Here is an 11,736-nt window from a genome sequence, read left to right as displayed (position 1 = left end):
TGAGGCGGCCGGTCGCCGCGAAGGCGCCACCGGTGACCAACCGGGCCCCCGGCGCCCCGCGGCGGCAGACGACCGGCCGGGCACTTCCACCCCCAGATAGGGCAGACAACGCCGTCATGCGACATATCGGGATGTAGAGTGATAAACCACGTGTGGATGACCAGGTTGGACGACGAGCCCATGAGCGGGGTCCGCGAGCTAATCGCCGACCTGATCCAGCTTCAGGAGCGCGCGCAGGTCGTCGGCCTCGGGGGAGCCCAGCCGGGAGAAGATGTCCAAGGCCCGCTTGAGGCAGTCGCCGCTGCGCCGGACGCTTCCGAGCCCGGTGAGGGCACGGCCTAGCACGGTCAGCGACAGCGCCTCGCCGTACGGGTGCCCGATCTCCCTGCTCAGTGTGAGCGCCTGCTCGGCGTACCGCGCCGCGTCCTTGTAACGCTCGGCGGCGATGAACGTCTCGGCGAGCCGGGTGCACACCCGCTGCTCCCACACCTTCTGGCCGCCGGCGCGGAAGAAGTCCAGGCACTCGGCGTGATGGACGACCGCCTCGGTGAGGCGGCCCACCCGTGACAGGACGATGCCGAGCTGGTAACGCGCGCGGGCCATGCCCGGCTCGCTCCCCAGCTCGGTGAAGATCGCCAGGCCCCGGTGGGCGGCGGCGATCGCCTCCTCGCTGTTGCCCAGGCCCAGGTGGTCGCGGGCGGAGTAGCTGGCCACCAGGGCCTCTCCGGCCGCCGCGCCGATGTCCTTGTAGGCCTTCAGAGCCGAGTCGAACAGGGCCAGCGCGTCCTGGTGGCGGCGCCTGCGCCCGGCGACGACGGCCAGGCCGTTGTAGATCTCTCCCCTGACGATGTGGTCGCCGGTCGAGTCGGCCAGGTCCAGGGCCGCGCGGAACTGCTCCTCGGCGTCGCCCATCCGATTGCTGCCGAACAGCACGCGGCCCAGGACGTACCGGCAGCGCAGCTCGCTGACCTTGTCGTTAACGGCCTGCGCCGCGGCGATCACCGCGCCGGTGCGTGAGACGAACTCGCGGCCGTAGGCGCCGGACTCCAGCAGCGGCTCCATCGCGACCAGCAGGTCGGCGGCGGGCGACAGCGCCTCGGCGGAGGGGCCGGACTCGGCGATCTGCCCGATGATGGCGAACATCGCCTCGGCTTCGACGGTCAGCCAGGTCACGGCCTCGTCGGCGCCCGCGAAGGTCCGGCCGGGCACGCCCGAGGACACCAGGTGGTCGGAGATCACACTGCCCTCGTAGGCGAGCCGGTGCGCCGCCTGGGCCGAGGTCAGGTAGAACCCGAGCAGCCGGCGCAGCGCCAGCGCCCCCGCCTCGGGGCTCTCGGTGGCCTCCGCCTGCTTGCGGGCGAACAGCCGCAGCAGGTCGTGGAAGCGGTACCGGCCGGGCGCCGGCGCCTCCAGCAGGCTGACGTCGACCAGCGACTCCAGGATGTCCTCGGTCTCGATCATGCTGAGCGACAGCACCGCCGAGGCCGCCTGGATGCCGATGTCCGGTCCGTTCGGCAGCGAGAGCAGGCGGAAGGCCCGCGCCTGTCCGGGGTCCAGGTGCCCGTAGCCCAGCGAGAAGGTGGCGTCCACGGCCAGGTGCCCGATGCGCATCTCGGAAAGGCGCCGGCGCTCGTCCGCGAGCCGGGGCACCAGCGAGGCCACCGTCCACGACGGCCTCGCCGCGAGCCTCGCCGCGACGATGCGGACGGCCAGCGGCAGGAAGCCGCAGATGGCGACCACGTCCATGGCCGCGGGGCGCTCCGCCGCCACCCGCTCGGCGCCGGCGACCGCCGAGAACAGCGTCAGCGCCTCGTCCGGCTCCATGACCTCAAGATCCAGCAGCCGGGCCGAGGGCAGGTCGGCCAGCTTCCCCCGGCTCGTGATGATCGCCGCGCACCCGGCCGTCCCGGGCAGCAGGTGCTCCACCTGCTCGGCGTCCCGGGCGTTGTCCAGCAGGACGATCATCTGCCGGTCGGCGAGCAGCGAACGGAACAGCGCGCCGCGCTCGGCGAGGCCGTCGGGGATGATGTCCACCGGGATGCCGAGCGCGCGCAGGAACGCCGCCAGCACCGACTCGGGGGCCGTCGGCTCCTTGCCGTAGCCGCGCAGGTCGGCGTACAACTGCCCGTCGGGGAACACGTCGTGCAGCGAGTGGGCCACGTGCACGGCGACCGCCGTCTTGCCGACCCCGCCGATGCCCGAGACGGCCGCGACGGGCATGCCCTCGGTGCCGGTGGCGCTGGTCAGCAGCGTGCGCAGCCGGTTGACGACCTGCCTGCGGCCGGTGAAGTCGCTGACGGCGGCCGGGAGCTGGGCGGGACGGGGCATCTCCTGGAAGCCCTCGTGCTCGGCCTCGGCGCTCTCCGCGCCGGGGAAGGGCGTCTCGCCCGTGGTCCTCGCGGCGGGGGTGCGCGGGGCGCCGCCCTGCTCGCGGCGGTCGGCGGTCCCCGCCGGGGCGGGCGGGGACGCGGGGCGCCGTTCCTGCGCGGTGGGCGCCCACGCGAGCCGCGGATCGGCGCCGAGGATGCGCTGGTGGAGCGAGGACAGCTCATGGCCGGGGTCGATGCCCAGCTCCTCCACCAGGGCCCGCCGGGTGTCGGAGAACACCGCCAGTGCCTCGGCCTGACGCCCGCAGCGGTAGTAGGCGAGCATGAGCTGGCCGCGCAGTCGCTCGCGCAGCGGGTGCTCGGCCGTCAGGGCGATCAGCTCGGGGATGACGTCGGCGTGCCGGCCGAGCTGGAGGTCCAGCTCCATCAGGTTCTCGACGACGCCGATGCGGCGCTCGACGAGCCTGCCGCGCTGGCTCTCGATGTACGGGCCGAGCGCCCCGGCGAGCGGTTCCCCCGACCACAGGGCGAGGGCGTCGCGCACGGTGGCGGCCGCGCCCGGCAGGTCGCCCGCCTTGCGCCGCGCCTCCGCCGCGGCCACGGAACGCTCGAAGAGCGTCAGGTCCAGGGCGTCGGGCGCCAGGCGCAGCGCGTACCCCCGGCCCACCGATGTGAGCAGCTCAGGGCGCATGCGGGGCGAGCGGTCGGGCTCCAGTACGGCCCGCAGCCGCGACACGTACGTGCGCAGCGCGCCGAGCGCGCGCGGCGGGGCGTCCTCCCCCCAGATGGCGTCGATCATCTCCATCGGGGTCACCGCGCGGCCCTCGCGGAGCAGCAGCATGGCGAGGATGGATCGTTGCAGAGGGGTGCCCAGTTCGACCTCGCGGCCGGACAGCCAGGCCTGAACCGGTCCGAGCACCGCGAAGCGAAGGCCAGCCGCAGCCTCTTGACCAGCCATTTTCCCTGCTTCTCCACCCTCAAGACGGTTCTATTGGCAAATGATAGGTCCCCACATGCTTTATGCCCTATGCGGCGCCCGTCGCGTTAATCGAGTCGTTGATTTCTCGTTGATCTGCCGTTGACCGGTCACGGCGATGCTGATGGCACGTCGAACGCGGCCCACCGAAGAGGGGCGGTCACGGGCGGCGACGGCACCGCCGCCGGATCCGGGTCAGGGGAACCGGATCCGGCAGGAGCCGGGCAAGTGCCTTGCAGGCGGAGGTAAGGCCGTTGTAAGCGCCCTGCAGGCGATGGGTTCTATCAATTTGGTCATAAGCCCCGAAGCACCAAGCACACGGGGGAACCCGCAATAGGAGAACCGCAATGCACCGCTCGATCCGCAACGTCCTGGGCCTGGCCGCAGCCTCCGCCGTCATCGCGGTGGGCCTCCCCGCCCTCGCCACCTCCGCCTCCGCGGCGACCGCCACGAAGACGGCCTCCGCCTCCAGCTACGACTTCGACGACGACTGGGGCTACTACTACTCCAAGTACTTCAACGGCTCCCGCGCCAAGGCCCGCGGCACCGTCTACGAGGACGAGGACGGCGACTTCCACGTCGAGGGCCGGCTGTACGACAAGTCCTCGCCGGGCTGGCTCTGCGGCTACGTCCAGGTCAAGTTCGAGAACGAGGACGGCGACGACTCGACGTACTGGGCCAAGAAGTGCGGCTCCAGCGGGTCCCGCTACTTCCACTTCTCCTCCGACGACGTCGACAACATCTCGGTCCGCGTCTGCTACTGGGACAACCACCACGCCGCGAAGAAGTACTGCGGCCGCTGGAACTACGTCTACGAGAGCGACGGCGACGAGTGATCCACGCCACCGAGGCGTCCGCCGGATGAGGCCACGGCCTGATCCGCGCGGCGAGCCCGCGGCACGTTGGGGACGCGCCGCGGGAGCACCACAGGGGACGCCCCAGGGGGTTGAACGGGGGAAGTGAGACCTCCTGGGGCGTTATTCACCGGGGAGACCCGGAAGACACGGGGGAAGTGCCGGGGAGCCGGGTCGCGCGGGGGGTGCGCCGGGGAGCCGGGAACGCGGGGAAGTGCCGGCGAGCCGGGCCGCACGGGGGGGGTGCGCCGGGGAGCCGGAGACACGGGGGAAGTGCCGGGGAGACCCGGAAAGCAGGGGGAGCTCGAAGTACACGGGGGAAGTGGGGGGAAACACACAGCCCGCCCAGTGGCCGGGAAGGCTACCGGGCGGGCTGCGCGTTCCATGGGTTCATCGAAGGGACGGGGAGCTCACGCGGCTTCCACGAGACCGAGTCTCGCGTGCATCCGTTCTCGAACCACCGGCCATTCACCGGCCAGGATGGAGTAGTACGCGGTATCTCGGACCGTGTCGTCGGCGCCTCGGCTGTCCGCCCGCCGCACACCGTCCAGGTGTGCGCCGAGGGCCTCGATGGCGGCCCGGGAACGCAGGTTGCGTACGTCTGCCTTGAGGGTGATGCGGTGGACCTGCCAGGTCTCGAAGGCGAGCGAGAGCATCAGGTACTTGCTCTCCCGGTTCACGCTGGTGCCCTGGGCCGATGCGGCCAGCCAGGTGTAACCGATGTCCGCCACGGACGGGACCTCGCCCACCACGCCCCGCGTGCCGGGAGGCCAGGGCAGGGGTCCCTGCCAGTACTCCAGGTGCATGAGACGGGTGGCACCGACGACTCTGTCGGTGTGCAGCCACCGGATGGCGAAGGGCATGGTGCGGCCCTCCGCCTGCTCAGCCTGAGCGGTCTCGACGTACGAGGTCATCTCTTCCCGACTGGCGGGAACCCGAGTGAAGGCGTAGGTGGAACGGTCTTCACTCGCCGCGGCGACCAGGTCGTCGACCACCGCGAGGCTGAGTGGTTCCAGGCGCACGGAGCGCCCGGACAGGGTGACAAAAGCGGGCATGAGCACATGATGAGGGCTCCATTGCAGACTCTGCGCCAAATCGGATGGAACTTCTAGGTGAGCGTCCAGGAAAGCGCTGATCATGAGGGTAAAGGCGCAGGTCAGAGCCATGATCACCGCACGGTTCCGGTGCTGGCCGGCGGTAAAGGTTCGGTAATGCCGATCAGGGTGCCGCCGGCGCCGGCGAGGCGGGCAGCCAGGCCGCCGGACACCCCCTCGGAGTGAGCGCCGCGAGGGCGCCGTCAAGGTGCGAAAGGGCGGCCGCCACCCACGGCAGTCCGAGCGGTTCCGGGCTCTCGAGCGCGGCCAGCCGCCGCTCCTCGTCCTCGCCGTACAGCAGGCTCGTGGCGACCCGGACGCTGAGGTCGGCGGGCCGGTCGCCGAAGGCGGAGCCGGGCAGGACGCCCACGCCGTGCCGTTCGAGCAGGACGGTGGCCAGCTCGTCCGAGGTGCCGAACCGTCCGAGCGGAGTGAGGTCGGGATACAGGTAGAAGCCGCCCTGGGGCTCGGCCACGATGGCGCCCGCCCGCGTGAAGCGGCCGGCCACCGCGCGGGCCACGATGCCGTGCAGCCTCCTGCTCGCGGCCACCCGCTCGACCAGCTCCGGCGGTTCGGTGTAGGCGTAGGCCGCGGCGTGCTGCACCGGGGCGGCCGGGCTGGACCAGATCTCCGAGGCCACGGCGAGCATCGCCTCCCGGAGCGGCCACGAGGGCAGCCGCGCCACGCCGATGCGCCACCCGCCGAGGGCGAGGCTCTTGCTCAGCCCGCTGGTGACCACGGTGCGCTCGGGCGCGACGTCCGCCGGGCTGAGGAACTCGGCATCGGGATCGTGGACGAGGTCGCGGTAGATCTCGTCGGAGATGATCGTCAGGTCCAGCTCACGGGCGACCTGGGCCAGGCGCCGCACGGTCCTCGGGGTCGCGAGCCTGCCGGTCGGGTTGTCGGGCAGCGTCACCAGCACCGAGCCGACCGTGCGTCCCCGGGCGCGCGCGCGTGAGACCGCTGCGGCCACCTGCTCGGGATCGGGCGTCCCCCCCTCGCCGGAGGACGCCGGCACCATGATCGGCTGCACGCCGGCCAGACCGGTCTGGGCCGCGTAGCTCACCCAGCTCGGCATCGGCAGCACGATGTCACCGCCGATCGCCAGCAGCAGGGCGTACAGCAGCGGCTTGCTGCCCGGGCCGCAGACCACCAGGTCGGGATCGGTGGGCAGCCCGCGGCGCTCCCAGTAGCCGGCCGCCGCCTCGCGCAGGGCCGCAGCGCCGGCGACCGGCCCGTAACCGTTCTCCCGCGAGGCCGCCTCGAGGCGCTCGCGCAGTGCCGGGTGGACGGGGAGGCCCGCCTCGCCGAAGGCCAGGTTGAGAACCCGTTCTCCGGCGCGGCGTCTTCGGGCAATGTCCTCATTAGCTGCCAGGGTTGCTGAAAGTGTGACATTCATCGTCATAACCTCCTGGTGTCTGGGGACCTGCCCAGCTTGAACGGGTACACCCATCGGCACAAGCGAGGCTTTTCGGTGGTGAGCACAAGGAGAACCGATGCTCGACTTACGGCGGCTGTCCCTGCTCCGCGAGTTCGCGCGCAGGGGCAGCATCGCCGCCACGGCGGCGGCGCTCGGCTACAGCGCCTCGGCGGTGTCGCAGCAGCTCGCGACCCTGGAACGCGAGTCGGGTTCGGCGCTGTTGGACCGCACATCTCGTAGCGCCGAACTCACGGAGGCCGGGTACCGGCTCGTCGAGCACGCCGAACGCATCCTCGCCATGGTGGAGACCGCCGAGTCCGACCTGTCGGCCCATGCCGCCACGCCCTCGGGCCGCGTGGTCGTGACCGCCTTCCCCACGGCGGCCGTCGCCTTCGCCCCGGTCCTCGTGCGGTCGCTGCGCCGGCACACCGCACTGTCGCTGCGGCTGCGCCAGGGCCGGTCCGGCCGCGGCATCAGGGAGGTCGAGGCGGGAGAGGCGGACATCGCGCTCGTGGACGACTGGTACGGCGGCATGCGTTCGCGAGGCACCGACACCTTGCGCGTGCTGCCGCTGCTGCACGACCCCATCGTGCTCGTCGTGCCCCGCCGGCACCGGATGGCCGACCCGTCGGTCCCGGTCGACATGCTGACCCTGCGCGACGAGCCGTGGATGGCCACCCCCGACGGAGAACCGTCGCGGATGGCGGTGGACCGCCTGCTGTCGGACGTCGGAGGCGCCCTGCCCGTGCCGTGGGAGTTCGAAGGGCTCGGCACCATCCTCAGCCTGGTCGCCAAGGGCATCGGCATCGCCGCGGTGCCGGCGCTGGCCCTGGCCGCCGGAGTGCGGGGCGTCGCGGTGCGCGAGATACCCGGCAACCCGGTCACCCGGGAGGTGCGAGCCGTCGTCAGGACGGCGAGCGTCAACCGTCCGTCGGTCGCAGCGACGCTGCGAGCCCTGCACGTTGCGGCCCGCTACCTCGCCGCCGACCTCGCGCCCGTCCGGTCCTCCACCGACTAGCGGGGCGCGGCCGCCGTGGCGGTGCGGGACCGGGCGGGGCGAGGACGGCGGGGCAGGCGGGGCCGGAGGCCGGGCCGCTGCCGCGCCTCAGGTCAGCAGTCGACCAGGTCGGGCCGCTGGTTGAGGATCTGCGCGCGGGCGGTGACGAACTCCGCGTGCGCCTTCTCGGCCGCGGGGTCGAAGACCGCGACGCGGTGGCAGTTCTGGAAGGCGAGCCGCACCCCGAAGTGCCGTTCGAGGGCGCCGCGCATCGCGTCGCTCGCCAAGCAGCGCAGCAACTGGCCCCGCGCCGCCTCGTCCGGCGGCGGCGTGAGGTTGTCGGCGAACTCGGCGCCGCTCTGCTCGCGTTCCCGGACCAGCCCGGTGATCAGGGACCAGGCGTACGGGAGCGAGTCGCGGACGCAGGCGAGGAACGCCTCGTCGTCCACGTCGCCGGTGCGGGCCTGGTCGACGAGCTCGTTCGGAACGGTCAGCGACATGCGGGTTCTCCTCTCGAGATGGGCGGGTCCGAGGTCAGGCGTCAGGTCGGACCGGCTCCAGGTGGCGGTGGGGGGACGGTCACATGGGCGGCGCGTGCCGCCGCGGGGGTCGTCCGGCGTCGTCCGGCGTTCCGGCGTCGCGGCCTCGTGCAGGCTCGTACGGCGTCGTGCGGCACCGTGCGGCCTCACAGCCTCGAGCCTCGTGCGGCGTCGCGTGGGGACGTGCGGCGTCATCCCGCGTCGTCCGGTGTCATCCGGCGGGGACGGTGGGGCGCTCGCCGAAGACGAAGCCGTGGTCGATCTGCTTGCGCAGGTCTTCCCCGGTGGCGCGGTTCGCCCAGGCTTCGGCGTTGCGGACGTGGAACTCGATGGTCTGCCGGCCGAACCTCTCCCAGTTCTTCTCCTGCGCCTGTACGCGCGCGAGGAGCGTCACGAGGGCCTGCCGGTTGGCCGGCTCCAGGTCCTCCAGGGTGAACGCGCGGCCCTGCTCCATGGCGCGGACGGCCGGCGAGTGCTCCAGGCACACCAGCAGGTCTTCGCCCACCTGCTCCTGGAGGAAGGCGACGTCGGCCGCGGAGTGGACCTTGTTGCCGACCACGGCGATGGGCACGTCGAAGTCGCGGGCGTGGTCGCGGTACTGGCGGTAGACGCTGACGCCCTGCCGGGTGGGCTCGGCCACCAGGAAGGTCATGTCGAACCGGGTGAACATGCCCGAGGCGAAGGAGTCGCCGCCGGCGGTCATGTCGACGATGACGTATTCGTCGCGGCCGTCGACCAGATGGTTGAGGAACAGCTCGACCGCGCCGACCTTGGAGTGGTAGCAGGCGACGCCGAGGTCGTCCTCGCTGAAGGGGCCGGTGACCATGAGGCCGAACCCCTGGACGGCGGTGGTGAACCGGTCGGCGAAGAAGGGGTCGTCGAGACCGACCAGGCGCGACCCGCGGCCGGGCGGAGTCGTCTTGACCATGGAGCCGGCGGAGGCGATCAGCGGGTTGTCGCCGCGCAGGTACTCCTTGATCTCGCCGATGTGGGCGCCCAGCGGCTCGGGCAGCGCGGCCGGGTCCAGGCCTAGGACCAGGCCGAGGTGCTGGTTGATGTCGGCGTCGATGGCGACCACGGGGCCGCCCTGTCGTGCGACGTAGCGGGCGAAGAGCGACGACAGCGTGGTCTTGCCGCTGCCGCCCTTGCCGACGAAGGCGACTCTCATGCGGGAAATCCAATCTGGTTATGAAAACCATTGCAAGTACCGGCGGCCTCATCATGCCACGCCGCACCGGCTCTCCTCGTCGGCTTCCGGCTCCTCCGGCTCGTCTTTCACCTGCTCTTGCCCTGTCCGAGGCTTGTCCGAGGCGCGCCGGGCAGTCCTGGCCCGGCCGGCGTGGTGGCCGTCCACAACCTGTGGGCGGCGGTCAGGCAAGGGTCCCTTGTCCCCGGCGGCCGGCCGGTGCGTTGTCCACAAGCGCGGTTGCTGTTCGCCCTTTCTGTCCGCGAAAAGCCGCGGGAAGACGTTCTCTGTCCACAGCCGGTGGATTCGGGGGGCTGAGGGCGGCGCGCGTTGAGTAGGGTTCCTGTCGTCCAAGCACTGAAGAGGGTGATACGGGTGGCGGCCACTTCGACTCCGCCGGCGTCCGACGAACGCGCCGACGACAAGCTCCGTGCCTGGCTGTTGCACGGGCTTCTGCAGTCCGACCGCAAGTCCGTCGGTCACCACGCCGAGCCGGCGCCGCACGAGCAGCACCACTGGTGGCAGGTCATGTGCCTCACCGGTGTCGACTACTTCTCGACCCTCGGCTACCAGCCGGGCATCGCCGCGCTGGCCGCCGGCGCGTTGTCCCCTGTCGCCACGCTGCTGCTCGTCGCGCTCACGCTGTTCGGCGCCCTGCCCACCTATCGCGCGGTGGCCGCCGAGAGCCCCAACGGCCTCGGCTCGCTGTCCATGCTCGAGGGCCTGCTGCCCGGGTGGCGGGGCAAGCTGCTCGTGCTGTTCCTGCTCGGGTTCGTCGCCACGGCCTTCGTCGTCACCATCACGCTGTCGGCCGCCGACGCGACGGCCCACCTCCTGCAGAATCCTTTCGTCCCCGAGTTCTTCCAGGGGTGGAAGGTCCCGATCACGCTGCTGCTCATCGCCCTGCTCGGCATGGTTTTCCTCGGCGGCTTCAGTGAGGCCATCGGCCTGGCGGTCGTGCTCGTCGCGGTCTACCTCGCGCTGAACGTCGTGGTGGTGGCCACGGCCGTCGCGCAGGCGGTGGCCCACCCCGCCCTGGTGGGCGACTGGCGGCAGGCTCTGGTCACCGAGCACTCAGGGCCGCTCGCCATGATCGCCGTCTCGCTGTTCGTGATGCCCAAGCTCGCGCTCGGCCTGTCGGGCTTCGAGACCGGTGTCGCCGTGATGCCGCTGGTCAAGGGCGACCTGGCGCAGCGCGTCAAGGGCGCCAAATTGCTGCTCACCACCGCCGCGCTCATCATGAGCGTGTTCCTCATCGCCAGCAGCTTCGCCACCAGCGTGCTCATCCCGGCCAAGGAGTTCCACGAGGGCGGCAAGGCCAGCGGGCGGGCGCTCGCCTACCTCGCCCACACCTATCTCGGCGACCTGTTCGGCACCGTGTACGACCTGAGCACGATGGCCATCCTGTGGTTCGCCGGAGCGTCGGCCATGGCCGGCCTGCTCAACATCGTGCCGCGCTATCTACCCCGCTACGGCATGGCCCCCGACTGGACGAGGGCCGTTCGCCCCCTCGTGCTGGTGTTCACGGCCATCGCCTTCGCCATCACCGTCTTCTTCGACGCCGGCGTCGAAGAGCAGGGCGGCGCGTACGCCACCGGCGTGCTGGCGCTGATCCTCTCGGCCGCCGTCGCGGTGACGCTGTCCTGCTGGCAGAAGCGCCATCTCCGCAGGACCATCGGTTTCGGCGTGGTCGCGCTGATCCTCGCCTACACCGCGATCGCCAACATCATCGAGCGCCCCGACGGGTTGAAGATCGCGTTCTTCTTCGTGCTGGCCATCATCGTCACCTCGCTGGTCTCCCGGGCCACCCGGTCCACCGAGCTGCGGGTCAGCGCCATCGAACTGGACGAGGAGGCCAAGCGCCTCATCGACGTGCCCGGGAAGCTCCGCATCATCGCCAACGAGCCCGACGCCCGCGACCGGCAGGAGTACGCCGACAAGGACCACGAGACCCGCCGCAACAACCACCTCCCCGAGGACGAGCCTCTGCTCTTCCTGGAGGTCACCATCGAGGACGCCTCGGAGTTCCACTCCGAGCTGTACGTGCGGGGCGAGGAGCGCCACGGCTACAAGATCCTCACGGTCGAGGCCGCGACGGTCCCGAACACGATCGCGGCCGTCCTACTGCACATCCGCGACGAGACGGACAAGCTGCCGCACGTCTACTTCCACTGGTCCGAGGGCAACCCGATCGCCGCGCTCCTGCGCTACCTGGTCTTCGGCGGCGGCGACGTCGCCCCCCTCACCCGCGAGGTCCTCCGCCAAGCCGAACCCGACGACACCCGCCGCCCCCCGGTCCACGTCGGCTGACCCCCGGATCCACCTCGGTCGCCTGTCGGGGAG

General features: G+C 71.5%; 8 protein-coding genes. 3 read left to right on the top strand and 5 right to left on the bottom strand.

All coding sequences use genetic code 11. The features are described 5' to 3' along the window. Positions 1–198: 198 nt before the first annotated feature. Positions 199–3,246 (bottom strand): AfsR/SARP family transcriptional regulator, encoded by a 3,048-nt coding sequence (locus ACWEN6_RS19585; protein ID WP_452571564.1) that lies wholly within the window; start codon positions 3,244–3,246, stop codon positions 199–201. A gap of 404 nt (positions 3,247–3,650) precedes the next feature. On the opposite strand from ACWEN6_RS19585, the gene ACWEN6_RS19580 reads away from it, so the two are divergent. Further along, a complete protein-coding gene (locus ACWEN6_RS19580) occupies positions 3,651–4,139 on the top strand; it encodes a hypothetical protein (protein ID WP_354851612.1) in 489 nt (162 codons plus the stop codon). A gap of 428 nt (positions 4,140–4,567) precedes the next feature. Here the strand turns inward: ACWEN6_RS19580 and ACWEN6_RS19575 are convergent, their stop codons facing one another. Together ACWEN6_RS19575 and ACWEN6_RS19570 are read right to left on the bottom strand one after the other, a co-directional pair. Then, the gene (locus ACWEN6_RS19575) at positions 4,568–5,212 is read right to left on the bottom strand and encodes a GNAT family N-acetyltransferase (RefSeq protein WP_452571562.1); all 645 of its coding nucleotides are present in this window, start codon (positions 5,210–5,212) and stop codon (positions 4,568–4,570) included. Between the two features lie 163 nt (positions 5,213–5,375). Then, positions 5,376–6,650 carry a pyridoxal phosphate-dependent aminotransferase gene (locus tag ACWEN6_RS19570; RefSeq protein ID WP_452571560.1) on the bottom strand — a complete coding sequence of 425 codons (1,275 nt, stop codon included), beginning with the start codon at positions 6,648–6,650 and terminating at the stop codon, positions 5,376–5,378. 97 nt (positions 6,651–6,747) lie between these two features. Between ACWEN6_RS19570 and ACWEN6_RS19565 the strand changes: the two genes are divergently transcribed. Next, positions 6,748–7,689 (top strand): LysR family transcriptional regulator, encoded by a 942-nt coding sequence (locus tag ACWEN6_RS19565; RefSeq protein WP_354851607.1) that lies wholly within the window; start codon positions 6,748–6,750, stop codon positions 7,687–7,689. A 92-nt stretch (positions 7,690–7,781) separates the two neighbouring features. Here the strand turns inward: ACWEN6_RS19565 and ACWEN6_RS19560 are convergent, their stop codons facing one another. Further along, the gene (locus tag ACWEN6_RS19560; RefSeq protein ID WP_452571558.1) at positions 7,782–8,168 is read right to left on the bottom strand and encodes an SCO5389 family protein; all 387 of its coding nucleotides are present in this window, start codon (positions 8,166–8,168) and stop codon (positions 7,782–7,784) included. Positions 8,169–8,418: 250 nt separating this feature from the next. Then, complete coding sequence (locus ACWEN6_RS19555; protein ID WP_452571556.1) at positions 8,419–9,375, bottom strand: ATP-binding protein; 957 nt, start codon at positions 9,373–9,375, stop codon at positions 8,419–8,421. Between the two features lie 393 nt (positions 9,376–9,768). On the opposite strand from ACWEN6_RS19555, the gene ACWEN6_RS19550 reads away from it, so the two are divergent. Further along, a complete protein-coding gene (locus ACWEN6_RS19550) occupies positions 9,769–11,703 on the top strand; it encodes an amino acid transporter (protein WP_452571554.1) in 1,935 nt (644 codons plus the stop codon). The last annotated feature ends 33 nt before the right edge of the window (positions 11,704–11,736 follow it).

Source organism: Sphaerisporangium sp. NPDC004334, from assembly GCF_053602655.1.
This window is presented reverse-complemented; position numbering and strand designations above follow the sequence as displayed.

Coding starts and splice junctions, on each gene's coding strand:
- ACWEN6_RS19560 (WP_452571558.1), bottom strand. CDS start 8,168: ATGTCGCTGACCGTTCCGAACGAGCTCGTCGACCAGGCCCGCACCGGC.
- ACWEN6_RS19565 (WP_354851607.1), top strand. CDS start 6,748: ATGCTCGACTTACGGCGGCTGTCCCTGCTCCGCGAGTTCGCGCGCAGG.
- ACWEN6_RS19575 (WP_452571562.1), bottom strand. CDS start 5,212: ATGCCCGCTTTTGTCACCCTGTCCGGGCGCTCCGTGCGCCTGGAACCA.
- ACWEN6_RS19570 (WP_452571560.1), bottom strand. CDS start 6,650: ATGAATGTCACACTTTCAGCAACCCTGGCAGCTAATGAGGACATTGCC.
- ACWEN6_RS19580 (WP_354851612.1), top strand. CDS start 3,651: ATGCACCGCTCGATCCGCAACGTCCTGGGCCTGGCCGCAGCCTCCGCC.
- ACWEN6_RS19555 (WP_452571556.1), bottom strand. CDS start 9,375: ATGAGAGTCGCCTTCGTCGGCAAGGGCGGCAGCGGCAAGACCACGCTG.